Annotated in this window: 24 protein-coding genes; 12 read left to right on the top strand and 12 right to left on the bottom strand. The window is 73.6% G+C overall.

Features of this window, described 5'->3' with window-relative positions; translation table 11 throughout:
* Nucleotides 1-22 precede the first annotated feature (22 nt).
* Together QRN56_RS05525 and QRN56_RS05520 are read left to right on the top strand one after the other, a co-directional pair.
* Nucleotides 23-421, top strand: coding sequence for an SHOCT domain-containing protein (locus QRN56_RS05525; protein WP_285101786.1), 399 nt, complete (start codon nucleotides 23-25; stop codon nucleotides 419-421).
* 166 nt (nucleotides 422-587) lie between these two features.
* Nucleotides 588-1,055 carry a hypothetical protein gene (locus QRN56_RS05520; RefSeq protein WP_285101785.1) on the top strand — a complete coding sequence of 156 codons (468 nt, stop codon included), beginning with the start codon at nucleotides 588-590 and terminating at the stop codon, nucleotides 1,053-1,055.
* 124 nt (nucleotides 1,056-1,179) lie between these two features.
* Here the strand turns inward: QRN56_RS05520 and QRN56_RS05515 are convergent, their stop codons facing one another.
* The 5 genes from QRN56_RS05515 to QRN56_RS05495 form a co-directional block, all read right to left on the bottom strand.
* Nucleotides 1,180-3,171 (bottom strand): penicillin-binding transpeptidase domain-containing protein, encoded by a 1,992-nt coding sequence (locus QRN56_RS05515; protein WP_285101784.1) that lies wholly within the window; start codon nucleotides 3,169-3,171, stop codon nucleotides 1,180-1,182.
* Nucleotides 3,172-3,441: 270 nt separating this feature from the next.
* Entirely contained in the window at nucleotides 3,442-3,627 is a 186-nt protein-coding gene (locus tag QRN56_RS05510; RefSeq protein WP_285101782.1) for a hypothetical protein, read from the bottom strand.
* 133 nt (nucleotides 3,628-3,760) lie between these two features.
* Nucleotides 3,761-5,026: an RNA polymerase sigma factor gene (locus tag QRN56_RS05505; RefSeq protein ID WP_285101780.1), complete on the bottom strand. Its 1,266-nt coding sequence runs from the start codon at nucleotides 5,024-5,026 to the stop codon at nucleotides 3,761-3,763.
* The gene (locus tag QRN56_RS05500) at nucleotides 5,014-5,385 is read right to left on the bottom strand and encodes a YciI family protein (protein WP_285101778.1); all 372 of its coding nucleotides are present in this window, start codon (nucleotides 5,383-5,385) and stop codon (nucleotides 5,014-5,016) included. Before QRN56_RS05500 ends, QRN56_RS05505 begins: the two co-directional genes overlap by 13 nt.
* 186 nt (nucleotides 5,386-5,571) lie before the next feature.
* Nucleotides 5,572-6,192, bottom strand: a complete 621-nt coding sequence (locus QRN56_RS05495) for a hypothetical protein (RefSeq protein ID WP_285101777.1) — start codon at nucleotides 6,190-6,192, stop codon at nucleotides 5,572-5,574.
* A gap of 433 nt (nucleotides 6,193-6,625) precedes the next feature.
* Between QRN56_RS05495 and QRN56_RS05490 the strand changes: the two genes are divergently transcribed.
* From QRN56_RS05490 to QRN56_RS05460, 7 genes are all read left to right on the top strand, one after another.
* Nucleotides 6,626-6,835 carry a hypothetical protein gene (locus QRN56_RS05490; protein ID WP_285101775.1) on the top strand — a complete coding sequence of 70 codons (210 nt, stop codon included), beginning with the start codon at nucleotides 6,626-6,628 and terminating at the stop codon, nucleotides 6,833-6,835.
* A 110-nt stretch (nucleotides 6,836-6,945) separates the two neighbouring features.
* On the top strand, nucleotides 6,946-9,966 hold the full coding sequence (locus QRN56_RS05485; protein WP_285101774.1) for a helix-turn-helix transcriptional regulator: 3,021 nt from the start codon (nucleotides 6,946-6,948) through the stop codon (nucleotides 9,964-9,966).
* Nucleotides 9,967-10,056: 90 nt separating this feature from the next.
* Nucleotides 10,057-12,255 (top strand): SpoIIE family protein phosphatase, encoded by a 2,199-nt coding sequence (locus tag QRN56_RS05480; RefSeq protein ID WP_285101773.1) that lies wholly within the window; start codon nucleotides 10,057-10,059, stop codon nucleotides 12,253-12,255.
* Nucleotides 12,256-12,327: 72 nt separating this feature from the next.
* Complete coding sequence (locus QRN56_RS05475; RefSeq protein ID WP_285101772.1) at nucleotides 12,328-13,350, top strand: sigma-70 family RNA polymerase sigma factor; 1,023 nt, start codon at nucleotides 12,328-12,330, stop codon at nucleotides 13,348-13,350.
* Nucleotides 13,351-13,554: 204 nt separating this feature from the next.
* The gene (locus QRN56_RS05470) at nucleotides 13,555-14,016 is read left to right on the top strand and encodes a universal stress protein (RefSeq protein ID WP_285101770.1); all 462 of its coding nucleotides are present in this window, start codon (nucleotides 13,555-13,557) and stop codon (nucleotides 14,014-14,016) included.
* 50 nt (nucleotides 14,017-14,066) lie between these two features.
* Nucleotides 14,067-14,534: a fluoride efflux transporter FluC gene (locus QRN56_RS05465; protein ID WP_285101769.1), complete on the top strand. Its 468-nt coding sequence runs from the start codon at nucleotides 14,067-14,069 to the stop codon at nucleotides 14,532-14,534.
* Between the two features lie 5 nt (nucleotides 14,535-14,539).
* Nucleotides 14,540-14,938 (top strand): fluoride efflux transporter FluC, encoded by a 399-nt coding sequence (locus QRN56_RS05460; protein ID WP_285101768.1) that lies wholly within the window; start codon nucleotides 14,540-14,542, stop codon nucleotides 14,936-14,938.
* On the opposite strand, the gene QRN56_RS05455 is transcribed toward QRN56_RS05460, so the two are convergent.
* A complete protein-coding gene (locus QRN56_RS05455) occupies nucleotides 14,928-15,341 on the bottom strand; it encodes a hypothetical protein (RefSeq protein ID WP_285101766.1) in 414 nt (137 codons plus the stop codon). The two genes, QRN56_RS05460 and QRN56_RS05455, sit on opposite strands and share 11 nt — an antisense overlap.
* Before the next feature lie 177 nt (nucleotides 15,342-15,518).
* Between QRN56_RS05455 and QRN56_RS05450 the strand changes: the two genes are divergently transcribed.
* On the top strand, nucleotides 15,519-16,451 hold the full coding sequence (locus tag QRN56_RS05450; RefSeq protein ID WP_285101765.1) for a 5'-3' exonuclease: 933 nt from the start codon (nucleotides 15,519-15,521) through the stop codon (nucleotides 16,449-16,451).
* A 15-nt stretch (nucleotides 16,452-16,466) separates the two neighbouring features.
* Here the strand turns inward: QRN56_RS05450 and QRN56_RS05445 are convergent, their stop codons facing one another.
* Both QRN56_RS05445 and QRN56_RS05440 read right to left on the bottom strand, forming a co-directional pair.
* Nucleotides 16,467-17,303, bottom strand: coding sequence for a sirohydrochlorin chelatase (locus tag QRN56_RS05445; protein ID WP_285101764.1), 837 nt, complete (start codon nucleotides 17,301-17,303; stop codon nucleotides 16,467-16,469).
* A gap of 120 nt (nucleotides 17,304-17,423) precedes the next feature.
* Entirely contained in the window at nucleotides 17,424-20,111 is a 2,688-nt protein-coding gene (locus QRN56_RS05440; RefSeq protein WP_285101763.1) for a phosphoenolpyruvate carboxylase, read from the bottom strand.
* A gap of 95 nt (nucleotides 20,112-20,206) precedes the next feature.
* Between QRN56_RS05440 and QRN56_RS05435 the strand changes: the two genes are divergently transcribed.
* Nucleotides 20,207-21,187 (top strand): DNA/RNA non-specific endonuclease, encoded by a 981-nt coding sequence (locus QRN56_RS05435; protein ID WP_285101762.1) that lies wholly within the window; start codon nucleotides 20,207-20,209, stop codon nucleotides 21,185-21,187.
* Here the strand turns inward: QRN56_RS05435 and QRN56_RS05430 are convergent.
* Complete coding sequence (locus QRN56_RS05430; protein WP_285101761.1) at nucleotides 21,138-22,583, bottom strand: dihydrolipoyl dehydrogenase family protein; 1,446 nt, start codon at nucleotides 22,581-22,583, stop codon at nucleotides 21,138-21,140. The genes QRN56_RS05435 and QRN56_RS05430 overlap by 50 nt on opposite strands.
* Nucleotide 22,584: 1 nt before the next feature.
* On the bottom strand, nucleotides 22,585-23,148 hold the full coding sequence (locus QRN56_RS05425) for a hypothetical protein (protein WP_285101760.1): 564 nt from the start codon (nucleotides 23,146-23,148) through the stop codon (nucleotides 22,585-22,587).
* 165 nt (nucleotides 23,149-23,313) lie between these two features.
* On the opposite strand from QRN56_RS05425, the gene QRN56_RS05420 reads away from it, so the two are divergent.
* Nucleotides 23,314-23,880 (top strand): TetR/AcrR family transcriptional regulator, encoded by a 567-nt coding sequence (locus QRN56_RS05420; RefSeq protein ID WP_285101759.1) that lies wholly within the window; start codon nucleotides 23,314-23,316, stop codon nucleotides 23,878-23,880.
* A 9-nt stretch (nucleotides 23,881-23,889) separates the two neighbouring features.
* Here QRN56_RS05420 and QRN56_RS05415 read toward each other — a convergent pair whose 3' ends face one another.
* Both QRN56_RS05415 and QRN56_RS05410 read right to left on the bottom strand, forming a co-directional pair.
* Entirely contained in the window at nucleotides 23,890-24,753 is an 864-nt protein-coding gene (locus QRN56_RS05415) for an NAD-dependent epimerase/dehydratase family protein (protein WP_285101758.1), read from the bottom strand.
* 54 nt (nucleotides 24,754-24,807) lie between these two features.
* A complete protein-coding gene (locus QRN56_RS05410) occupies nucleotides 24,808-25,593 on the bottom strand; it encodes a deoxyribonuclease IV (RefSeq protein WP_285101757.1) in 786 nt (261 codons plus the stop codon).
* Nucleotides 25,594-25,633 lie beyond the last annotated feature (40 nt).

The following is a 25,633-nucleotide window of genomic DNA, read 5'->3' as shown; positions in this document are numbered from 1 at the left end:
GAACCGACTGCTGGAGGTCGACATGCTCACCGCGACGACAGAGGTCCTCGCCAACGGGCCGCACTACGGCTGGGGCGGACCCGGCCCGTTCTTCTTCATCTTCCCGCTGCTGTGGTTCCTGCTGTTCGCGACCGTGGTCTTCCTGATCGCGCGCCGGGCCCGCCGCGGCGCACGCGGCGGGTGGGGCGGCCCGTGGGCCGCGCACACGGCGGCCGGGGCCGACCCGGTGACGCTCCTGGGCCACCGCTTCGCCCGCGGCGAGATCGACGAGGCCGAGTACCGCTCCCGGCTCGCCGTGCTCCGCTCGGTGGGACCCGTCCCCGGTTCCGGCCAGGGTTCCGGCCCGACGACGACGGCGGAACCCGCACCTCCCGCGGCTCCCGGGCCGCAGGACCAGCCCCCGGCGGACGGCGAGCGCTGACCGCCGCCCCGCACCGGACGTCGGACGCTCAGGCCACTCCCGTGACCTGAGCGTCCGACGTTCCCCACGGGACCGCTGGCCTTCGGTGGCGGCCGTGGCGCTAGACTCGCGGGCGAGTGCGGCCGAACCGCACTTTTCTGACCCGATGACGTGAGGGATGTAGATCGTGAGCACCAGCAAGAACTGGGCGACCGCGGCAGTGGTCGCCTGTGCACTTCTGCTGTCCGGATGCTCGGCTCTCGAGGACATGGCCAGCGACTTCACGCCGTCCGGCGAGGAGGTGCAGCAGGCCGCGCCGTCCCCCGTGGTCGAGGCCCCCATCAGCACCGGCGAGTACGACCTCGTCGAGACGTGCAACGCGTTCTTCGCCGGGCCGCTCGTGTCGAGCATCCAGGCCGCGGCGATGGACGTCGCCTCCCCGCTCGACGAGGAGAAGACCGGTAACGCCACGAAGGTGAGCACGAACATCGGCCTGATCATCGGCAAGGCGGACGAGGTGAGCATCGCCCACCTCGAGGCCGTGCGCGCGCCGTTCGACCAGGCGCTCGGCGGTTCGATCGCCCGCCCGAACGCCATCATGGGCGCCATCGAGTCCTACAAGGCCACGTGCACCGAAGGCGGCTTCAAGGGCTGACCGCCCGCCGAGGCCGTACGACGCCGTACGACAGAGCGCCTGCCCGACCCGCCCCGGCATCGCCGGGGACCGTCGGACAGGCGCTCTGTCGTACGTGCTCGGGGATCGGCTCCCCGTGAGGGGATCAGCTCCCCGTGAGGAACTTGTGCATCACCGGGCCGGCCGTGGTCGAGCCGAGCTCGCCCTCCTCGATGAACACGACCGCCGCCAGGTCGTTCGCGATCGCGAGCATCCAGACGTGCGCCTTGGAGCCGTCGCCGAACTGGGCGGTGCCCGTCTTGGCGCCGACGATCCCCGGGACGTCCTGGAGCAGCTCGGCCGAGCCCTCCTGCACCACACCACCCATGAGGTCGCGCAGCGTGGCCGCCTCGTCCGCGGTGAGGTCGCCCGCCGGCTCGGCGTCCGCCTCCTCCCCCGTCGGCTCGACCAGCCACGGGGACACAGTGTGGCCTGCGGAGACACTCGCGGCGACGGTCGCCATCGCGAGCGGGGTGGCCAGCACCTGACCCTGTCCGATCATCGACGCCGCGTGCTCCGTGCCCGAGGCCTCGGTGGGCACGTCGCCGAACGCCGCCGCACCGCCGAAGGACACCGTGTGCTCGGTGCCCAGGCCGAGCGACGCCGCGGCGTCGTGCAGCTGCTGCTGCGAGATCGCCTGGTGCTGCGAGATGAAGGCGGTGTTGCACGAGTTGGCGAACACGGTCCGGAACGGTACGGCGTCGCCCATCGCGGACTGCGGGTAACCGGGCACGTTCTGGAACTCGCGGCCCTCCACGTTGATCGTGGCGGTGCAGGGCAGCGTCGAGTCCGGCGTCGTCCCGGCGCGGAGCATCGCCAGCGACGTCGCGATCTTGAACGTGGAACCCGGCGGGTACTGCCCCAGGGTCGCCGTGTTGAACCCCTCGGAGCCGGGGCCCGACGCCGCCGCGAGCACCTCACCGGTGGACGGCTTGATGGCGACGATCGCACTCGCCAGGTCGCCGAAGTCGGCCAGCGCGGCCTGGGCGCGCAGCTGCGTCTCCGGGTCGAGCGAGATGGCCACGGGCTCGCCGTCCTTCTTCTCGATCGTGAAGGCCTCGCGGCTCTCGCCGCCCTCCGCGTCCTCGCCGGGCTCGATGGTCACCGCCAGGCCGGGCACGCCACGCAGCTGCTCGTCGTAGGCCGCCTGCACGCCGGACAGGCCCACCATGTCGCCGGGCTTGATGGTGCCCTCGGAGTCCTTGACGATCTCCTCGGTCGCCTCGCCGACCGTGCCGAGCAGCGCGCGTGCGAAGTCGCGGTCCCGCGCGAGGGGGATCTCGTCGGGGATCCCGACGACGCCGGCGATCGCCATCGCGGCGTTGAAGTCGTACTCCGGGTCGTTGTCCCGGATGGTGATGACGTCGATGAACGCCTTGTCGCCCGCGGACTGGACCTGCGCCGCGATGTCGTCGGTCGTCGCCTGGTCGAAGCCCAGCACGGCGCCGAGCTGCGCGGCGGCCGTGTCCCAGCCCGGCCGGGTCTTGTCGATACCCACGCGGTGCACGGGGGTGAGCCCCACGATCGTCTCGCCGCTCGTGGTCACGATGTCGCCGCGCACCGGCTCGGTGCGCTCCACCGCGAGCCGCTCACCCGCCTCCAGGCCCGGGACCAGCACGCCGAGGTTCCAGGCGGCCTCCCAGGCGCCGGCCTCGCCGTCGGCCGGGCCCGGGTAGGTGAGCTGCACGACCGTCTCGTACTCCCAGGCCTCCTCGGTCGCCACGGGCCAGGTCCAGGCGAGCGTCGCGGTGGCGGTCGCGGTACCGCCGTCGCCCTCCTCGAGCGGGGTGACGCTCTTGACGGCCACGGTCCCGGCGTCCTCGCCGACGGCGGCCACGAGCTGCTCGAACACCGAGGCGTACTGCTCGTCGGGTGACGCGGACGTCTCCATGGTCAGCGGGAACTCGGCCGGCGTCCCCGCCTGGAGCGCGGCCGCGAGCTGCTCCGCGGCGGGCTCCGGGTCGGGGATCGGCGGCGGCCGCAGCAGGTACCAGACCCCCGCGCCGGCCGCGAGCAGCAGGATCACCACGACGGCGATGATCAGCGCGCGCCGCCCGTTCTTCCGGGGCGGGACGGGTGGCTGGCCGCCTCCGGGCACCGGGACACCGGGCGGAGGAGGCGGTCCGGGCACCGTACCGACGGGTACCGGGACGGGCGGCGGCGGGGGTCCGACGGCCGGAGGCACCGCGTCGTACCCACCTGGCGGGGGCGGGACGGGCGCATGACCGTCCGCTGGCAGATGGGGTGAAGGGTGTCCGCTCATGCCAAGGAGCCTAAGGGGCAGGTCAGGATCGCTCCGTGTAAATTCCTGGGTGAAATGAGGCAGGGCCGCCGAACCCCCTGGATCTGCGGCCCCGCCCCTCCGACGTCACGCGTCCGCGTACCGCCTGCGGTCCCGCGAGCGCGAGGCGAGCGTGAGGTAGGACGTCATCGGGGCCGACCGGCCGGCCGCGCGGATCCTGTGCTCGCGTCGGTTGAGCAGCTCCATGCGCCGCAGATCGCGCTCGACCGCCGCGACGTCCTTGCCGGTGATCATCGCTGTGCTGGTCGTCATGGTCGTTCCCCGTTCTCAGGCCCCCTCGTGTGGGCGCCCCTCGTGGAACAGGACGAACCAGGAGCTCGCTTCGTTGGTAGGGAGGAGTGGATCCGGGTTTCGGGACCGGCGTGGCCGACTTCACCCGGTGGCCCTATCCGACGGCGGCGCTCCGCAGGGCCAGGAACTCCCGCAGGGCAGGGTCCGTCGTGAGCGAGCGCGCCTTGTCGTAGGCGACCCGGGCCGCGTCGATGTCGCCGGCCTCGGCCAGGAGGTGCGCGCGGGTCGCCCACAGCGGCTGGAACCGGCCCGACGCCGGCTCCGTCGCCACGATCTCGTCCAGCGCGGCCAGCCCCGCTCGTGCGCCGTCGACCCGGGCGACGACCGCCGCGAGTGCCACCCGCCCGCCCAGCGTCGGCGCGACGCGGAGCAGCGCCCGGTGCAGGGTGACGAGCGCGGGCCAGTCGGTGCGGCCGGTGCGCGCCCGCGCGCAGTGCACGGACTGGATCGCGGCCTCGAGGCGAAACCGGCCAGGCGGTCCGGCGGGCTGGTCGGTGGGCGAGGCCGGGTCGGCGAGCGACCGGCGGAGCAGCGCCTCGCCGCGCTCGATCAGGCCGGTGTCCCAGCGGGCGACGTCCTGCACGTCGAGCGGCACGAAGGCGCCGTCGGCCTCGCGCGCGTCGGCGCGCGCCAGCGAGAAGCAGAGCAGGGCGGCCAGGCCGAGCACCTCGGGCTCGGGCAGCAGGTCGGCCACGAGCAGGGCCAGCGTGAGCGCGTCGCCGGTGAGCGATCCGCGCACCTCGGGCGCGGCGCCGCGCCAGTCGATGGCGTAGGCGCCGTACACCGCCTCCAGCACGGGCGGCAGGCGGTCGGGCACCTCGTCCCGGCCGGGGATCCGGAACGGGATGCGCGCGTCCCGGATGCGGCGCTTGGCCCGGACCAGGCGCTGCGCCATCGTGGGCGCGGGGACGGCGAACGCCGCCGCGATGTCCGTGGCCTCCACGCCGAGCACGGTCTGCAGCATGAGCGGGGTGCGGATGCCCGCCTCGACCGCGGGGTGGGCGCAGACGAACATGAGCTCCAGCCGGCGGTCCCCGATCGCGTCGGGGTCGACGTCCTCGGGCGGCGCGGCGGGCTCGGGTCCGGCGTCGGGCGGCACGGTGGTGCGGTGGGCGGCGGAGCGGTACAGGTCGCGCAGCCGGTTGCGGGCCACGGTGAGGAGCCAGCCGTCGGGGTTGTGCGGCACGCCGTCGTCGGGCCAGTGCCGCAGGGCGCGCTCGAAGGCCTCGCCGAGGGCGTCCTCGGCGCGCTGGATGTCGCCGTCGCGGGCCGCGAGCAGCGCCAGCAGGCGTCCGTACGACGTGCGGGCCGCCGCCTCCGCGACGGCCCGCACGTCCGCGCGGTCGGTCAGCGCGTCCACGCGCCGTTCTCGAAGTGGGTGGCGCTGGGGCGCACCTCCACGGTGCCCCATTGGACCGACGGCGCCTTCTGCGCCCAGGCGAGCGCGGCGTCGAGGTCGGGCACGTCGACGACGAACGTGCCGCCGAGCTGCTCCTTCGTGTCGGCGAAGGGGCCGTCCTGGACCCGCAGCTCGCCGTCGCGCACCGCGACGGTGGTCGTGGACGACGAGGGCTGGAGCACCTCCGCCGAGAGCAGCACCCCGGCCTGGTCCAGCGCCGTGGCGTAGGCCTCGAACTCGCGCTCGCCCTCCTCCCAGCCGCCGGGCGCGAGCTCCTCGGGCGTCATCTCCGGGTAGTGCAGCAGGATCGTGTATCGCATGGTTCCGTCCTCCGGTCGGGTCTGTCTGACACGGTGGTGACGATCTCGCCGCCGCCCGATCGACAGGTCTCGACACGATCTCTCGCCGAGCTGCGCGACCTGCCCGGGGAGCCCGTCCGGACATGACTCGGGTCGGGGCGCCCCCTGGTGCGCCCCGACCCGGTTCCCCCTGTCCGGCCAGGTGTGTCAGGCAGTTGTCGGAGCCGCCTTGACCACCGGGCCCCACGCCAGCGGGTCGAGCATGCGGGCGTCATCGTCCGCGTTCCCGGTCCAGCGGCGCGCATCGGCGATCGTTGCTGCGAGCAGGTCCCTCAGGCGTGCGTCGACGTCCGGCACGAACGCCTCCGAGATGCCCTGTACCGCGGTGGAGACCACGCTCGGCGCGGCGTCACGGACGAACCTCTTGGGCCGCACGCTGGTGCCGGCGCAGAACCGCTCGGCCCAGGCCGCCGTCTTCGGCACGGACGCCAGCGCGTCCTTGCTCTCCGGTGCGAGGGTGCCAGCCGGACGGTCCTCCAGGACGTCGAGCATGCGCTCGGAGCCGAGGACGGCGACGGCGAGCGTCTGCTGCCGGTCCGCGGGCGACACCGGCAGCGCCGTCTGCGCGGCGCGCAGCGCGATCCGCACGTCCCAGCGCGGGTCGGTGCTGGTCAGGCCGATGACCGACGGGATCAGCGGTGCGAGCTGCGGGCGAGCGTGGTCCGCCGTCAGGTCGTTCACCGCACGAGCCAGCATCGCGATGAGCGGGTGCGTGCAGGCTGGATGGTCGCTCCACTTCTCGCCTGCGAGGAAGGAGGCGAGCTCCATGAAGCACGCGCCCTTCTTTGGATTGCGGTGCTTCCCACGGCCCAGCATGGGCAAGATGTCGTACGTTCCAGCTTCGGTTCCGGTCACGATCCACCCCCGAATTGGGTCCGCTGCTACTTCCAGTGTGCGTCTGCTGTGACGTAGATCGCAATAGTGGGGCTGTGAACTCCCTGAATCTCGCCCGCCCAGTGTCTCGCCACCCGGCCCGTCGGGCATCTCGGGCGCCGGACGAACCGCGTCGCGGTGCCCCTGAGGTGCACTAAGGCACCTCAGGGCCACCTCAGGCCCGCGCCGGGGTACCTCAGACGCCGCTCTGAGGTACCCCGACGGCCAGGACTGGCCGACCTCCCGATCCGCGACCCCACGACTCAGGACGAGTGTCTTCCTCATCAGCCGGACGGGCACACGGCCCGCCGGGGACATCGGAGGAATCATGTCGTTGTGGGGACCCGCGGTGGACGCGGAGATCGAGTACCGGCAGGCCGAGGCCAAGAGGGCCTGGCGCAGCAAGCGGCCGACCGCGGCGGACCGCGCCGCCCGCCAGGAGCGGTGGGCCGCGCGGGTGAACCGCACGGAGCAGATCAGGGAGGGCATCGCGGGCATGCGCCCCGCGCCCGCCAAGCGGCACGGCCTGTTCGCGTGACCACGGTGGGCGCCGACGCCGTGGGCGCCCGGGCGGCGGGAGCCGCCGCGGCGAACCCGGGGAAAGGCCAGGCCAGGGGGATTGTCAGTGACCGGTGGCACGATGTGCAGGTGCGAAGGTCTACGACGATCCCCCTGGTCTCCCGGCAGGAGCAGGTTGCCTCCCTCCTGCTGGCGGTGGGTCGCGCCTCGGCCGGCCGGCCAGGTCTCGTGCTCGTGGGCGGCGACGCCGGCGTGGGCAAGACCCGTCTGATCGGGCATGTGGCACAGGCGGCGGAGCAGGCGGGAGCCAGTGCCGTCGTCGTGCACTGCGTCGACCTGGGCCAGGTCGGCATCCCCTACCTTCCCTTCACCGAGGCCCTGACCCAGCTGCAGGCCGGGGCCGCGGGGCCCGACGCCGCCGCGCGGGTCACGGAACTCGTCGCGGAGCGGCCGGCCCTGTGGCGGCTCCTGGAGCCCGGCAGCAGCGCCGACGCCGACCACGACGAGCGGCTCCAGCTCTTCGAGGGCATCGCGCGCAGCCTGGCGGTCGCCGGCGCGCCCGAGCGCCCGCTCGTGCTCGTCGTCGAGGACGCGCACTGGGCCGACGCGTCCACGCGCGACGTGCTGCGGTTCCTCGCGGCCCGCGCCCGGACCGAGAACGTCCTGATCGTGGTGACCTACCGGGCGGACGACGTCGACCGCCGGCACCCCCTGCGCCCCCTGCTCGCCGAGCTGTCCCGGCTGGAGCACGTGGAGCGGATCGACCTGCAGCCGTTCACCGAGAACGAGCTGCGCGAGTTCACGACCGCCCTGGCGGGGCAGCCCCTGCCCGCCGCCGGGTTCGCCGACGTGCTGGACCGGTCCGAGGGCAACGCCTTCTTCGCGGAGGAGCTCCTGGACGCCGGGCCGGACTCGGCCAGCCTGCCCTGGACGCTCACCGAGGTGCTCCGCACCCGGCTGGAACGACTGGACCCCGGGGTGCAGCAGGTGCTCCGCATCGCGTCGGTCGCCGGACGCCGCGTGCGCGAGGAGCTCCTCCGAGCCGCGGCCGCCCGCTGGGGCGCGCACGACGTCGACGCCGCGCTGCGCGAGGCGGTGACCCAGCAGGTGCTGGTGGTCTCCGGGGTCCACCTGGAGTTCCGGCACGCGCTGCTCGCCGAGGCCCTGTACGCCGACCTGCTGCCCGGCGAGCGATCATCGGTGCACCGCGCCTACCTCGCGGTGATCGAGCAGGACGGGCCCGACGGCATGCCGATCGGCAGCGCGGCCGAGCGCGCCCACCACGCCTACGAGGGCCACGACCTGCCCGCGGCCCTGACCGCTTCGCGCGACGCGGCCCTGCGGGCCCGCCGCCTGCTCGCCCCCGAGGAGGAGCTCAGGCACTGGGAGCAGGTGCTCGCGCTGTGGGAGTCGGTGCCCGACGCCGAGGAGCGGATCGGCCAGGACCGGGTCGACATCGCGCTCTCCGCGGGCGAGGCCGCCGCGCGCGCCGGTGACCCGATGCGCGCGGTGAAGCTCACCGAGCGCGCGGTCGAGGGCGTGAACGACCCCGTGCGGCGGGCCGGGCTGCGGCACGTGCTCGTGCACCGGTACCTCGACCTGCCCACCTGGGACGAGACGCCCGGCCAGGTCGAGGCCGCGATCGAGGACCTGCGCGCCGCCCTGGAGGTGCTGCCGGAGCGCAGCCCCGAGCGGATCTGGACCAACGCGTTGCTGGCGCGCGTCACGATGATCATCGACCTGGACGACGACGCCCGCGACCACGCCCGGTGCGCCATCGAGGAGGCGCGGTCCGTCGGTCAGCCCGGCGCGCTCGCCGCCGCGCTCTCGACCCTCGCCGTGCTCGACGTGGCCGACCCCGACCGGGCGGCGGCGCTCCTCGACGAGGCGCGCACGGCGGCCACGGAGGCCGGCGACGTGCTCACGGAGATGCGCACGCTCTACAACGCCACGGCCAACCGGTTCTACGCCGGCGAGCTCGACGCCGCTCAGCAGCGGGTGGAGCACGCGCTCGCCCGGGCCGAGGAGCTCGGGCTGGCCTGGAGCACGCCCACCGTCTTCCTGCGGATCCTGCAGGAGGTCATGCTCTACTTCCGCGGCGACCTGACGCCGCGGCCCGCCGGCGGGGTGCCGGCCACGCACAAGCACGTCCTGGAGGCGACGCAGATGTACGCCGCGGTGGCCCGCGGCGACGCCGACGTCATCGCACGCGGCGAGGCCCTCTTCGACCACTGGCAGAGCGACGGCCAGATCGCCCTGATCGGCGGCGGCAGCCTGGTCGACGCCCTGACCTGGGCGGGCCGGTACGACGACGCCGCGGCGCTGGCCGTGCGGATCACCGACCACCTCGGCGAGGTGTGGACCGAGGTGTTCCTCGGCCGGATCTGGCTGTCCGCGCTGGCGATCGCGGCCCTGGCCGACGCGGCGCAGGCCGACCGGTCCGCGGGCCGCGCGGGCGCCCCCGGCTCGGCCGCCGCCACTGCCGTGGAGGCTCGCGCGGCCGAACGCCTCGACAGCGGTGACTCGCTCCTGGCGATCGCCCGCGAGACGGCGCAGCGCGGACGTCCGCGTGGCGGAGTGCTCGGCCCCGAGGGACGGGCCTGGCTGCAGCGGGCGGCCGCCGAGAACGCCCGGCTCCACGCGATCGTGGGCACCACCGCGGGCGCCGACAGCGGCGAGCGGGCCGCCGGCGACCTGTGGCGCGAGGCCGCCGCGAGCTGGCAGGACACGGTGAACGCGTTCGGCTTCGGGTACCGCTACGAGGTCGCGCGGTCGCGCTACCGTTGGGCCGAGGCCCTGCTCGGCGCCGGCGAGCGACAGGCCGCCGAGGTAGAGGCCGCCGAGGCGCTCTCGGAGGCGGAGGACATGTGCGCGCAGCCGCTGGCCGACGCCGTCCGTGCGCTGGCGCGGCGGGCACGGCTCGACCTGCCGGGGGTCCGCCGCGCGACGGCGTCGACCCTCACGGAGCGCGAGGAGGAGGTCCTCGGCCTGGTCGCGCAGGGGCTGTCCAACCGGCAGATCGGCGAACGGCTGTTCATCTCGACCAAGACGGTGAGCGTGCACGTGTCCAACCTGCTGGCCAAGCTCGGCGCCTCGGGCCGGGCTGAGGCGGTGAGCCTCGCCCACCAGCGCGGTCTGCTGGAGGTGTGACCGGGAACGGGCAGGCTACCTGCCCGGTGCAAAAGGGACACATCCGGTACATCTGTCGCGCAGGCGTCCTTCTCTCGCAATACTGATGGGATGCCGACGGACCTCCAGGCGCTGCGAGACCTCGAGCACGTCGGTCTTGCTGCTCCCACAGCGGATGAGGCCTTTGACCGGTTTGCTCGCCTGGTGCGTCGGCATCTGCGGGTCCCGGCCGCCGTCGTCTACTTCGTGGTCCGGGAGGGCCAGGTCCTCGCGGGAGCGTCCGGGGTGCCGGAGCCCATGCAGTCCAACCGGCTGCTGCAGCACCCGGGCACGCTCACCAACGTCATCACGGCGCGTGGCGAGCCGGTCGTCACGGTGGACGCCCGCGCGGACCCGCTGCTGTGCGACAACTACCTGGTCCGGGAGATGGGCCTGGTCGCCCTCGCCGGCTATCCCGTCTTCGACCTGCGCGGGCGCGCCGTCGGCGCGCTGTGCGCCGTCGACGACCAACCCCGCGAGTGGTCGCAGGACGACCTGGACTCCCTCGCCGACCTCGCCGCGGCCTGCACCGCCGAGCTGCGCCTGCGCGCCGAGCGCGAGCGCGCACGCCGCATCCAGGAGACCGCCGTCCGGGCGAACCGCCGCAGCCGGTTCCTGCTCTCGCTGAGCGAGGCCTTCGCGAACGCCAACACGATGGACCAGGTCGAAGAGGTCATCGTGGAGGTCGGCACCGCGGGGATCGGCGCGCGCTACTGCGCGTTCGCCCTCGCGGACGCCGACGGGCGGGGCATCACCTACCGATCCCTCGTCCACGCCGAGCCGCAGTTTCCCCAGCGGCTCCGCCAGACCAAGCTCGACGAGCAGCGCCCCCTGGCCGAGGCGGCCCGCACCGGCCGGCCCCTGTTCTTCCGGTCGGCCGACGAGATGTTCACGGCGTTCCCGGGCTCGGAGGAGCTCTGCGACCCGGAGGTCGGCGCCCGCGCGTACCTGCCCGTGGTCACGGCCGGCGACGTCGTCGCCGTCATCATGCTGGCCTGGGAGCGCGACCGCGGGCCCGACCAGGACTCGTACGCGCTCCAGACCGGGCTCGCCCACTACACGGGCCACGCGCTGGAGCGGGCCCGGCTCCTGGAGGAGCGGCGCGAGTCCGCGAAGACCCTGCAGCGGGCGATGCTCAGCCGGCTGCCCGAGGTGCCGCACCTCGACATGGCGGCGACCTACTCGCCCGCCACGCGCTCCGACCAGATCGGCGGCGACTGGTACGACGCCGTGGCGGTGGACGACGACGCGACCATGTTCATGATCGGGGACGTGACCGGCCACGACATGCGGGCCGCGGCGAAGATGGGCCAGCTCAGGTCGCTGCTGCGCGCGTTCGCGTGGAGCCACGACGAGTCGCCGTCGGCCCTGCTGTCGCTGCTGGACAAGGCCAACTCCGGGCTGGGGCTGCTCGCCAGCGGGACCGCCGTGGTGGCCCGGCTGGAACGGGTCGCCGGCGCGTACCAGCTCACCTGGTCCACCGCCGGTCACCCACCACCGCTCGTGCTCCGCGAGGACGGCACGGTCGAGCGCCTCTCGGTGCTCCCGGACATGATGCTCGGCGTACGGCCCACGTCGAAACGCACCGACCACGTCACGACGCTGCGCCCGGGCGACACCCTCCTGCTCTACACGGACGGGCTCGCCGAGCAGCGCGGCACCACCCCGGACCAGTGGCTGAACCGCCTGCAGAAGACGCTCGGCGCGCTCGGCGACACGGCCACCGCGGCGTTGCCCGTCACCCTCGTCCGCCGCCTCGCCTCGGACGACCAGCGGGACGACGTCGCCGTGCTCGCCGTCCGGGTGCGGGCGGCGGCGCCGTCGGGCCCACCGTCGCCCGGGCGCCCCGCCACGGCGGAGCGCAAGCTGGCCCCGTCGCTGTGCGACGTCGGGCCGGCCCGCATCTGGGTCGACGACGTGCTGGAGAGCTGCGGCGTGCCGATGCCGCTGCGCCGCACGGTGATGCTGCTGACGTCGGAGGTGCTGACCAACGCCGTCGACCACGGGCAGGCGCCGTTCACCGCCACGGTCGAGGTGGACCTGGACCGGCTGCGGGTGGGGGTGCGCGACTCGTCGACCGTCCAGCCCGAGCTGCGCGACCCGGCGGTCACCGAGTTCGGCGGGCGCGGCGTGCAGTTCCTCGAACGGCTCGCGTCCCGGTGGGGCGTGGACAGGCACGGCGGGGCGCCACGCCCGAGCCACCGGCACGGTCCGCCGCGCGAGGGCCGGCGGACGGGCAAGACGGTCTGGTTCGAGCTCGACCTCGGGTGAACTTGGGCCCCGGGCTTCGGCCAGGGTCGAATCCAGGATCGCGTGTCAGTGGCTCCGCGTACGGTGTGAGCTATGGCACAGACAGCGTCACGACCCAAGCAGAGCACCGGTGAGGACCTGGCCGGGGCCGAGCTCTCCGCTCAGCTCGAGGTGTACCGCCGCGAGCTGACCGGATACTGCTACCGCCTGCTGGGCGGCACCTTCGACGCCGACGACGCCGTGCAGGAGACCCTGCTGCGCGCGTGGCGCTCGTACGACCGGTTCGAGGGTCGTTCCTCGCTCCGCACCTGGCTGTACCGGATCGCCACCAACGTCTGTTTCGACCAGCTCGGTTCGAGCCGCGCCAAGCGGGAGCGCCCCATGGGACTCGGCGCCGCGGCCGACCCGGTCGAGGAGAGCCTCGCGATGGTGCTGCCCGAGTACGCGTGGGTGGAGCCGGTCCCGACCGAGCACGTGCTCCCCGGCGCGAGCGACCCCGCGGACACCGCCGTCGCGCGGGAGTCGGTGCGGCTCGCGTTCGTCGCGGCCCTGCAGCACCTGCCGGCCAAGCAGCGCGCCGTGCTGATCCTGCGCGAGGTGCTGCGCTGGCCCGCCGCCGAGGTGGCCACGCTGCTCGACACCTCGGTGGCGTCGGTGAACAGCGCGCTCCAGCGGGCACGGGCCACGCTCGCCGAGAAGGCCCCCGACCGGGCCGGCACCTCGGAGGCGCCGGAGCAGGCGTCGGCCGACGAGACCGAGCTCCTGGAGCGGTACGTCGCGGCGTTCGAGCGCTACGACATGACCGCGCTGGCCAACCTGCTGCGCGAGGACGCGGTGATGAACATGCCGCCGTACGCGATGTGGCTGGAGGGCATCGAGAACATCCAGGCGTGGATGACCGGACCCGGCAACGGGTGCGAGGGCTCGCGCTGCATGCCGATCCACGTCAACGGCACCCCGGGGTTCGCCCAGTACCGGGCGGACCCGAAGGGCGGCCACTTCCCGTGGGGGATCGTGGTGCTGGAGAACGACGGCAAGCACATCACCGGCATCACCACCTTCATCGACACGGAGAAGTGGTTCCCCCGATTCGGCCTGCCCGACCACCTCGACTGAGCCGGAGGTGCAGCGCAGGGTGGGGGCCGAGGAACGAGGCACGCGCCCGAAGCGGAACCGCAGGCTCAGTCGACAACCGGCGGAACCTGAGCCGGAGGTGCAGCGCAGGGTGGGGGCCGAGGAACGAGGCACGCGCCCGAAGCGGAACCGCAGGCTCCGTCGATAGATGGTGGAGCTTAGGGGTTTGGCCATACCCTCGTCAGGGTGACTGTGCGATCCGTGGTGGTCGGCGTGGACCACAAGCACCCAGACCTGGCTCGGCGGGCAGCGTCGCTCGTCCAGTCGCTGGGTGGAAGCCTGATCGAGCTCGTGTGCGTGTGGGTCGACGAGTCAGCGGTCTCGGACTCACGGGGATTCACCGTGTCGGTGGACCCGGACATCGCCGTGCCCTCCGACGCGTACGGTGCCGACGTCCTGGCCGGGCTGAACCGGGCGATGGCCGACGTCGGCCTGCCCTGGTGCGCGCGGCGCGGCGCCGGCGACCCGGCCGCCGAGCTGGGACGGGTGGCCGACGAGGTGGGGGCGGCGATGATCGTCGTCGGCGCCCACCGCTCGGGCCTGCGCGGCTGGACGACCAACCTCGTGAGCGGGACCGTGGCGGGACGACTCATCCACAACCAGTCGCGCCCGGTCGTGGTGCTCCCCGAGACGATGTCGGCCTCGTGAGCGGTAGGTTCGTCCCAGACCTTTCGAGCCTCCACGAGGGAACACACCGCGTGACACGAGCACCGCACCGCGACTGGCGGTACGTCGGCCTGGTCGCGCTGGGTGGCGCGGGTGGTTCGGTCGCGCGGTATCTCGTCAGCATGTGGTCGGGGATCCTGCTGACGCCCCTGACCATCCTGTTACCGGACGCGGGCCACACGATCCTCTGGTTCCCGGTCGGGACCCTCGTCGTGAACCTCGTGGGCGCGTTCGCTCTGGGCTACCTCCTGGAGGCACTTGTCCGCCGGGGCCGCGAGACCGTCCGGCGCCGCAAGATCCGCCTCGGGATCGGCACGGGCGTGCTCGGCGGGTTCACCACCTACTCCGCGCTCGCCCTGGAGGTCCAGACGTTGATCGGCCAGGACATGGCGTGGCTCGCGCTGCTGTACGTGACGCTCACCCTGGTGGGCGGCACGGCGACGTGCCTCGGCGGGATCGCGCTGGCGGCACGCGCCGACCGGCGCCGGAAGGGCAGGTGACGGCGGTGCTCGCACTTCTCCTCGTAGCCGTCGGCGGCGGCCTGGGCGCCGCCGCCCGGTTCATGGTCGACGGCGAGGTCCGGGCCCGGCACAACGGCGGGTTCCCGTGGGGCACGTTCGTGGTGAACGTGACCGGCTCGTTCCTGATCGGTGTGTTCTCGACCCTGTTCTCCACGCTCACCTGGTACGGGGTGTCCACGGACGTCGCGCAGCTGGTGCAGTTCTCCCTGACCACGGGCCTGTGCGGCGGGTACACCACGTTCTCCACGGCCACGATCGAGTCCGTGCGCCTGGCGCAGTCCGGCCGGCTGCGGCTCGCGCTGGCGAACACCCTGGGCACGCTGCTGGTGACGGTGCTCGCGGCGAGCGCAGGCGTGGCGATGGGCGGCCTGTTCACACCTTGACGTCGCTCACCGGTACGTCGCCGGGGTTGAGCGCGCTGAGGAAGAGCTCCGCCAGCAGCACCCACTCCGTCAGAGGCCGGCTGCCGACGAAGCGCGCCGCTTCCACCGGCGTACGGTTCACCAGCGCGATGTCGACGACGTACCAGTCGCCGCGCTCCCGCCAGACGACCGCGGCGTTCGTCCGCCGGGTCGATCCGTTGATCCCGGCCCAGAGCTCGTTCTCCGGCTTCTGCGCCCGCTCGATCAACGGGTAGTCGCCGCTGTGCTCCCAGCCCGACCACGCGTGGCTCAGGGCACGCTCTAGATCCGCCTTCGTGGAGGTCGCCCGCGTCGCGCCGACCGCTGCCATCCCGAGGCCGAGGCCCTCGATGACCTCGGTCACCTGCTGCACTTTGCTTGCCATGGTCGGACACTACGGGCACACCGGGCCGGAACCGGCCTTCTGCGGCTATTTCGCCCGTGTCGTCCCGCATTCCGCCCTCACCGGGCATCCATGCTCGACGGCATGGCCGAGCCCGCCGCGCAGGGTCTCGCTCGCTCGACGGCCCGCTTGTCGGTGGTGCGTGGCAGGCTTCGCTGCATGAGCCTCATGCTCCTCGACTCCGCCTCGCTGTACTTCCGTGCGTTCTTCGGTGTGCCCGACTCGCTGCGCGCGCCCAGCGGCGTACCGGTGAACGCCGTCCGCGGCCTGCTGGACACCATCGCGTGGCTCGCCACGACGCACGGGCCCGACCGCATGGTCGCGTGCTGGGACGACGACTGGCGGCCCGCCTTCCGCGTCGAGGCGATCCCCAGCTACAAGGCGCATCGCGTCGCGCAGGAGGTGCCCGGCACCACGGGCATCGAGGAGGTGCCCGAGACGCTGCTCGCACAGGTGCCCGTCATCGTGGACGTGCTGGCGGCGCTCGGCATCGCGCGTGTCGGCGTGCCCGGCTACGAGGCCGACGACGTCATCGGCACCCTGACCACCCGGGCGGTCGAGCAGGGCGCCGGGCCGGTGGACATCGTCACGGGCGACCGTGACCTGTTCCAGCTCGTCGACGACGCCGCCGGGGTGCGTGTCCTGTACCCCGCGCGCGGCATCCGCGACCCCGACGTGGTGGACGAGAAGCGGCTGGCCGAGAAGTACGCCGTCGCCTCGGGACAGGCCTACGCCGACATGGCGACGCTCCGGGGCGACCCGAGCGACGGCCTGCCGGGCGTGCCGGGCGTCGGCGAGAAGACCGCCGCCAAGCTCCTCGCCCAGTACGGCACGCTGGCCGGGATCCTCGCGGCCCGGGACGCCGGCGACAAGGGGCTCACCACCACGCAGCGCCGTCGTCTGCTGGAGGCCGACGAGTACCTGAAGGTCGCGCCCGTCGTGGTGCAGGTGGCACGGGACGCTCCGCTGCCCGCGTTCGATCCGGCGGTCCCGAAGGCGCCCGCCGACGCCGAGGCGCTGGAGGCGCTCGTCGCACGGTGGGGCCTGCGCTCCAGCGTCGACCGGGTCCGGACGGCGTTCGGCTGGGCGTGATCAGGCGGGGCGTGATCAGGCGCTGACGACCGCGTCGTAGCGGTCCAGCACCACCTGCACGAGCCGCGGGTCGGCCTTCTCGGCTCCGGCCGGGCCGGCGACCGGGTCGGTCACGACGTCGGCGCCCGCCTCCAGCACCCGGTCCAGGAAGTACCCGGGCGCGAGGAGGTAGGACACGACGATCACGCGACCGGGGGCCGTCGCCCCGGGTGCAGCCGTGGCACGCGCCGCGGCCACCGCGTCCGGGACGCGTGGCTCCGCGCCAGCCCCGTACGACGGCGTCACGGGTCGCCCGAGGCGCTGGGCCAGCCCGCTGGCCACCTCCTCGACCGCCGTCGCCGCGGCCGCCACCGAGGACCCGGCGGCGGCGAGCACCACGGCGTCGTCCGACCGGAACGGGCCGTGGGCGGCCTCCGCGGCGGCGTACCGGTCGGCCAGGATGTCGACGAGCAGGGGGTGCGGGCCGAGCGGGTCAGCCGCGACGGCCACGCCGTCGCCGGCCGCGTTCACCGCGGCGACGGCCTGCGCGATGTCGTGCCGCACGTGATAGCCCGTGGACAGGAGCAGCGGCACGACGACGGCGACCGGCCCCTCCGCCGACGTCTCGGCGGCGGCCCCGGCGTCACGCACCGCCCCGGCGTCACGCACCGCCCCGGCGTCACGCACTGTCCCGGCGTCCCGCACCGCCTCCGCGAGAACGTCGCCGACCTCCGGCTGCTGCACGTCCACGAACGCCTCGCGCACGTCGAGGCCGGGCCGCGCAGCGCGGACGCCGTCGAGCAGGGCACGCACGGCCGCCTGACCCGCGGCGTCGTCGGTCCCGTGCGACGTCCCGATCAAGGTCGCGCTCATCGTCTCTCCCATCGGTCCTTCAGGTCATGGGTGTTGCCGAGCCCGGTCGGTCGTCCTGCGACAAGTCCGTCGACGAACCGATCTCAGGACGACCGGCCGAACGGCCGGGCCAGACCGGCGTCACCCCGTGTTCTGCAGGCCCGCCGAGACGCCGTTGACCGTCAGCAGCAGCAGGTGCTGCAGCCGGCCGGCGTAGTCGCCGTCCACGGCGGAGCCGCCGTCGGACCCGGTACGCAGCCCGCGCAGCGCGCGGACCTGCAGCAGCGACAGGGCGTCGACGTACGGCGACCGGAGCTGGACGGCGCGGCCGAGCACCCGCTTGGACGCGAGCGGCCACTCGTTGCCGCTGATCTTCAGCACCCACTCCCGGGTGAGGCGCAGCTCGTCGAGCACCATCTCGGCGAGGTCGTCGCGCGAACCCAGCGCCAGGTACTGCGCGGCGATCCGCTCGTCAGTCTTGGCGAGCGACATCTCGACGTTGTCGAGCATGGTCGCGAACAGCGGCCACTCGGCACGGGCCGCGCGCAGCAGCTCGACGTCACCGGCCGTGGCCAGCGCGGTGCCGAGGCCGAACCAGCCGGCGAGGTTGATGCGGGCCTGCGACCAGGAGAAGACCCAGGGGATCGCACGCAGGTCGTCGAGCGAGTTCACGGAGAGGCCGCGCTTGGCGGGGCGCGACCCGATGGGCAGCAGACCGACCTCCTCCAGGGGCGTGACCTGCGCGAACCACTGCGGGAACCCGTCGGCCTTCACGAGCTCGTGGAACCTGGCGCGGGACGTCGCGTCGAGGGACTCGGCGAGCTCGGCGAACTTGGCCGTCGCGCTCTCGTTGACCGCCTCGACGGACGGCGCGGAGGCCAGCAGCGTCGCCGCGGCGACCTGCTCGATGTGCCGGGACGCGATGACCGGGTCGCCGTAGCGGGCCAGGATGACCTCGCCCTGCTCGGTCAGCTTGAACCGGCCGTCCACCGAGTGCGGCGGCTGCGCGAGCACCGCGCGGTTGGCGGGGCCGCCGCCGCGGCCGAGCGCACCGCCGCGGCCGTGGAACAGGGTGAGCTTCAGGTCGTTGGACCGTGCCCACTCCGCGATCCGCGACTGCGCGTCGTGCAGCGCGAGCGTGGCCGCGACGGGGCCCACGTCCTTGGACGAGTCCGAGTAGCCCAGCATGACCTCGACGCGGCGGCCGTTCTCGGCCAGGCGCTTCTGCACCGCGGGCAGGGTCAGCATCGAGTCCAGGATCGGCACCGAGTTCTGCAGGTCCGCGAAGGTCTCGAACAGCGGGATGGCGTCGATCACGGGCGCGCCGTCGGGGTCGTCCGCGAAGGCGTACGCCGCCAGCTCGTAGACGGCGGCGAGGTGCTCCGGCGCCTGCGTGAACGAGACGATGTACCGGCGCGCGGCCCGCTCGCCGAACCGGCTCTGGATGGCGCCGAGGGCCCGGTAGGTGTCCAGCACCTCGCGGGTGCGGTCACCGAGCGCGCCGTCGACCCCCAGCTCGCGGATCTCGTCGAGCGCCGCCGCGTGCACCTGCGAGTGCTGGCGCACCTCGAGCTCCGCCAGGTGGAACCCGAAGGTCTGCACCTGCCAGACGAGCCGCTGCAGGTCGCCGTACGCGGCACGCGCCGCGCCGGTCGCCACCAGCGAGTCCTGCACCACGAGCAGGTCCGCCTCGAGCTGCTCCGCGTTCGCGTACGCGAGGTCGGCGTCGCGGGTCCGGGTCGCGGCGATGCGCTCCGCGATCGCCAGCATGACCGCACGGTGCGGCTCGTTCGGCGACGCCTCCTCGGAGCGCCGGGCCACCTCCTCGGAGATGAGCCGGATGCGCCGCCAGAGCGCGTTCAGGTCCGACGACGGCGTGGTGCCCTCGGCGTCGAGCGTCAGCTTGCGCCCGGTCTCGACCGCGAGACTCTCGAGCGCCGCGAGGGCGTGCTCCGCGGCCAGGCTCGCGGCCTGCCGCGTGACCTCGGCCGTCACGTTCGGGTTGCCGTCGCGGTCGCCGCCGATCCAGGTCCCGAGCTTCACGAACGGCTTGGCCACGGGGGCCACGCGGCCGGCGTCCTCGGCCAGGAGCCAGTCGTCCAGGCGGCGGTACACGTCGCCGAAGACGTCCACGAGCACGGCGTCGAACACGCCCATGACCGTCTTGACCTCGTCGATCACGGACGGCTTGCTGGTCCGCACGGGCGCGGTGCGCCACATGGTGTCGATCTCGGCGAGCATGCGCCGCTCGTTCTCGGCGAGGGTCACGCCGCCGAGCCGGCGGATGTCCCGCTCGGCCAGGAGGTCCGAGATGCGGCGGACGGTCCCGCTGATGGCCCGACGGCGGGCCTCGGTCGGGTGCGCGGTGAGCACCGGCCGGAACTCCAGCTCGTCGAGCCGGCGCAGCGCCTCGTCCCGGCCCACCTCCTCCGTGAGCCGTGCGAACGCCGCGGGGATCGTGTCCTCCAGGACGGCCGGTCCGGTCGTCGTCTCGGCCTCGCGGGCGCGCAGCACGCGCACCCGGTGGTACTCCTCCGCGAGGTTCGCGAGGTGGAAGTAGCAGGTGAACGCGCGGGCGACCTGCTCGGCGCGCTCCACGGAGAAGGACGCCACGACGTCGGCGGCCTCGTCCAGCGCGTGCGGCGACGGGTCACCGTAAGCGCGGATCGTCAGCTCGCGGAGACGTTCGACGTCGTCCAGCAGGCCCTGCCCCCCGTCCTCGCGGAGAATCCTGCCGAGAAGGCCGCCGAGCAGGCGCACGTCCTCGCGCAGCGGGTCAGGTACCTCGTGCCGGGCGTTGCCGCGGACGGTCTGAGTTGATTCACTCACGGGCTAGAGCCTAGGCCGAGATTGCCTTGCGGCGTCCACCGCGTCCGATTGTTGGTCTGGTCATGACCTGGCTCACTCTGGTTGGCTGTCGGCCTGTGACCGGATATGACGCACAGTTCCTCGGCTTCGGCGTCCCGCTCCCCGCCTCCCCGCTCGAGCTGCGTGTGCTCGACTACACCCACTTCTCCGTGCTGCTCGACCCGGTCCGCCGGCTCGCCGCGGCCACGGCCTGCACCATCGACGGCGCCACGCTCCAGGCGCTGCGCCGGTCCGGCCGCTGGCGCCTGGACTCCCGCGTGCCGAGCGGCGAGCAGGCCGGCAGCGCGCTCTACGCGGGCAACCCCCTGGACCGCGGCCACCTCGTGCGCCGCCTCGACCCCGTCTGGGGTGACGCCGAGACGGCCGCGCGGGCCAACCACGACACGTTCACCTACACGAACGCCGCGCCGCAGGTGAACAGGTTCAACCAGTCCAAGGAGCTCTGGAACGGGCTCGAGGACCACGTGCTGCGGTACGCCGCAGCCCACGACCACCGACTGGCGGTCCACACCGGGCCCGTCTTCGCCGCCGACGACCCGCCGTACCGCGGGGTCCGCATCCCGCGTCTGTTCTGGAAGGTCGTCGCCTGGGTGGGCCCGGCCGGCATCACCGGCCCTGCCGGCGTCACCGGCCCCGGCGACACCGCCGGCGTCGCGCCCGGCATGCTGCGGGCGACGGCGTTCGTGCTGGACCAGACGCCCCAGCTCGACGACGCCAGGCTGTACGAGATCACCGCCCAGGCCCTGGCCAGGGACGAGATCCCGCCGCTCGGCCCGTTCCGCACCTACCAGGTGCCGGTGCGCGACGTCGCGGCGCTGACCCGGCTGGACCTCGGCCCGCTGCCCGGCGCGGACGTGCTCGCGGTGCCACCCGTGGAGCCGGCGGGCACGCGGCCCACGGACATCACGATCCACCGGCTCCCGCGGGCACGGGCGTGGTCGGAGATCAGGACCCCCGACCAGATCGCCCTGCCCGGCCGCGTCCCGCCTATGCCGACCGCCCGTAGGTCTCCAGGAGCCGCAGCCACACCTCGCTGACCGTGGGGTAGGCGGGCACGGCGTGCCACAGCCGGTCGATCGGCACCTCCGCGGCGATCGCGATCGTCGCCGCGTGCAGCAGCTCGGCCACGTCGGGACCCACCGCGGTGAACCCGACGAGCACCTTGCGGTCCTCGTCCACGACCATGGCGGCCCGGCCCGTGTACCCGTCGGCGTGCAGCGAGGCGCCGGCGACGGCGCCCAGGTCGTACTCGACGGAGCGCACGCGCAGCCCCGCGGCCTCGGCGGAGGCGGCGGTGTGGCCGACGCTCGCGATCTCGGGGTCGGTGAAGATCACCTGCGGCACGGCGCGCTCGTCGGCCGTGGCGGCGTGCCGGCCCCACGGGCCGACGTCGACGGGCGTGCCCTTGGCACGGGCGGCGATGGCATCGCCCACGGCCCGGGCCTGGTACTTGCCCTGGTGCGTCAGGAGCGCGCGGCGGTTGACGTCGCCGGCGGCGTAGAGCCAGCCGTCGCCGACCGGCACGCCGTCGCCGCCGAGCACCCGGAGGGAGTCGTCGACCGTCAGCCAGTCCCCGGGGATGAGCCCGACGTTCTCCAGGCCGATCGAGTCCGTGCTCGGCCGGCGGCCGGTCGCGACCAGCACCTCGTCGGCGGTGACGTCCGTGCCGTCCGCGAGCGCGACGTGCACCGTGCCCTGGTCGTCGCGCCGGACGTCCACGGGCTGGGTGCGCAGGTGCAGCGCCACGCCCTCCGCCTTGAGCGACTCAGCCACGAGGTCGCTCGCGAACGACTCCACGTTGGGGAGCAGTCCGTCGCGGGCGATCATCGTGACCTGCGCGCCGAGGGCGGCGAACGCGGTGGCCATCTCGGTTCCCACGACGCCGCCGCCGATGACCGCGAGCCGTCCGGGGACGGCCTGGGCGGACGCGGCCTCGCGGCTGGTCCACGGCGCGGCGTCGGCCAGGCCGGGGATCGGCGGGAGGACGGCGCTGCTGCCGGTCGCCACGACGACGGCGTGCCGGGCCGTGAGCACGGTCGTGCCACCGTCGGCGTCCGTCACCTCGACGGTGCGGGTGGCGCTGATGCGGCCGGCGCCGCGGAACAGGGAGATCCCCGCGCCCTGCAGCCAGTCGACCTGGCCGTCGTCGTGCCAGTGGGCCGCGAACTCGTCGCGACGGGCCAGGACGGCGGTCACGTCGAGCTCGCCCGTCACGGCGGCGCGCGCGCCGGGCAGGCTGCGCGCGGCACGCAGTGCGGCGGCGTCGCGCAGGAGCGCCTTGGTGGGCATGCAGGCCCAGTACGAGCACTCCCCGCCCACGAGCTCGCGCTCCACGATCGCGGCGGTCAGGCCGCCCTGGACCACGCGGTCGGCGACGTTCTCGCCGACGGGTCCGGCACCGATGACGACGACGTCGAAGACGCTCTCGGTCATGTCAGCTCTCCTTCTTGATGACGCGGCCCAGGCGCAACGCCGAGACCAGGAAGAAGATTCCGCCGAGCGTGGCGTACCCGGCCAGCGAGGTCAGAGCCGCGCCCGGCCCGCCGGCCATCATGAAGAAGCCCGTGCCCGCGAACACCGAGATGCCGCCGCTGAGGATCATGGCCCACTGGCCGCCGAGCCGGTAGCGCCGGATCGCGACGATGAGCTGCACGAGGCCGGCGGTGATCGCCCAGACGCCCCAGACCCGCAGCACGGCGGGGATCCCGGAGGTGACCGCGACGCCCAGGCCGATGGCCGTGGCGAGGCTCAGCGCCATGTTGAAGTACAGGCCCACCGTGGGGCGCGCGGACTTCGAGGACCGGAAGTCGGTCACGGCCGCCGCGACGTCGAACAGCGGGTAGAGCACCAGCAGCCCGATCGCGACCGGGCCCAGGCTCCCCCCGACGACGAACAGCAGGGCCGCCCAGACGATCGCGAAGCCGAACCGGACGAAGTACAGGTTCCGCAGCGCGCGGGCCGTGGCAACGGCCGACGTTGATTCCACGGTGGTGGACATGTGAGTTCCCCTCGGTAGCGGCGCGAGCGGGAATCGATCCGCCCGGCCATTTGTCTAGGTAGACTGACTAGTAACTCTACCTACCGAGACAGTACACATCCCCGGGCGTCGAGCGCAAGGGGACGGCGAGAGGGGCCACGTATGATCGCGACCGTGCGCGGATCAATGTCAGACCGCCTGATCGAGGCGGCGAACGAGCTCTTCTACGCGCACGGCCTGCGCGCCGTGAGCGTGGACAAGGTGATCGAACGCGCCGGCACCACGAAGGTGACGTTCTACCGGCACTTCAAGACCAAGGACGACCTCGTGGTCGCCTACCTGGAGCACCGCGCGGCGCAGGAGCGCGCCGGCGTGGACGCGGCCATCGCCCACGGCGACGGCGACGTCGACGTCACGCTGACCCTGATGGCCGGGCACACCGGGGCCATGGCGTGCGAACCCGACTTCCGCGGGTGCCCGTTCATCAACGCCGCGGCCGAGTACCCCGATCGCGACAGCCCGGTCCGCAAGGTCGTCGACGAGCACCGCGGGTGGTGGGTGCGCGCGTTCGAGCGGCTCGTCGCCCCGCTGGGGCTCGCCGAGCCGGCCGCGGTCGCGGAGGACCTGATGCTGCTCCGCGACGGCGTCATGGTCGCCGGCTACCTCGGCGACCCGTCCCGGGTCGGGGACTCGTTCCTCCGGAGCTGCCGGGCCGTCGTCGGCAGCGCGGCCCGCGCGACTGCCCGGGCGTAGCCGCCGCCGTCAGACCTCGTCCTGCCAGCGGTGCCGCGGCGCATAGCCCAGCACCCGGCGGGCCTTGTCGATGCTCAGCAACGTCTCGCGGCCCTGCAGCGGACGGCGGACCGGCACGTCGGGGAACTGCTCGGCCACCAGGTCCGCCGAGTCCCGCACCATCACCGTGTCGTCGTTGGCGATCACGAACGCCTCGAACCCGGTGAAGTCCGCCTCCAGCGCGCGGCGCACCGCCTGCGCACCGTCGCGCCCGTCGATGTAGCCCCACAGGTTCCAGCGCCGGGCCGCGGCGTCGTCCTGCCAGGACGGGAAGCGCGCGTAGTCCTCGGGGCGCATCACGTTGGAGAACCGCAGCGCGGCCACCTTCAGCTCCGGGTCCCAGCGCGTGAAGTGCCTGGCCATCTCCTCCTCGAGCGACTTGCCCAGGGAGTAGGTGGACTGCGGCAGCACGTCGTACTCCTCGTCCACCGGCACGTAGGGCGGCGGCACGTCGAACGGCAGGCCGAGCACGGTCTCGGAGGAGGCCGTCACGACGTTCCGGATGCCCAGGACCTGGGCGGCCCGCAGCACGTTGTACGTGCTGGGCACGTTGTTGCGGAAGGTCGCCGCGTTGGTGGCCATGCCGGGCGCGGGGATCGCGGACAGGTGCACGACGGCGTCCGCCGCCCCGCCCTCGTCCACGCCGGACAGGAGCTCGACGACCTGGCCCAGGTCGGTCAGGTCCGCGACGGTGAAGTCACCGGGGCTGCCCGGCGCGGGCGCCACGCGGTCGGTCGAGACCACGTCGTACCCGGAGTCGACCAGGTGCTCCACCACGAACCGGCCCAGCTTTCCGCTCGCGCCCGTGACCACTACCCGCTGCGTCGTCGCCATGCGTCCGATCCTGCCAGGTCGTCCCGGCATGCTCGACCACCGGGGGCCTACGGATCAGCCGAGGCGCTCCCGCAGCCAGGCGATGTCGGGCGCCATCTCACCCTTGGTCTCGCAGATGACGGGGGCACCCGCGGCCGCGATCACGCCCACCAGCAGCTCCTCGGGGATCAGGCCGCGGCCGAAGTTGGTGTGCCGGTCCGCACCCGAGCCGGCGTCGTCGCGCGAGTCGTTGGCGTGCACCAGGTCGATGCGGCCCGTGATCGCGCGGACCTGGTCGGCGGCCGTCGCGAGGTCGATGCCGCCGGCCCAGGCGTGGCAGGTGTCGAGCGTGAAGCCGACGTTGTCCCCGCCGTTCGCGGCGGTCACCGCCGCCCAGAGCTGCTCGATCCGCTCCAGCCGACGGGCCATCGAGTAGTCGCCGCCCGCGGTGTTCTCGATGAGCACCGGGACGTCGGTCTCCAGCGCGTCGATGGCCTTGCGCCAGTTGTCGAAGCCCTTGGCCGGCTCGTCGTTCGCGGTGACGTGCCCGCCGTGCACCACGACGCCCTTGGCGCCGATCGCGGCCGCCCCGTCCATGATCTGCTGCAGCAGCTTGCGGCTCGGGATCCGGATCCGGTTGTTGGTCGACGCCACGTTGATGACGTACGGCGCATGCACGTAGAGGTCCACGTCGGCCGCCGCGGCGTCGGCCCGGAGCGCCTCCGCACCGCCCTCGTAGGGCAGGTCCGGGACCTTCCAGGCCTGCGGGTCGCTGAGGAACACCTGCACCGCGTCCGCGTCGAGCGCCTTGGCCGCCCCGATCGCGTCGGCCAGGTCCACGTGCGCGCCGATTCTCACCATGGGCCCACCCTAGGACGGCTCACCGACATCCGGCGGGGGC

Origin of the sequence: Promicromonospora sp. MEB111, assembly GCF_030209445.1 — a bacterium.
Classification (GTDB): Bacteria; Actinomycetota; Actinomycetes; order Actinomycetales; family Cellulomonadaceae; genus Promicromonospora.
The sequence above is the reverse complement of the archived record's forward strand: the minus strand, read 5'-3'. Positions and strand labels throughout refer to the sequence as shown.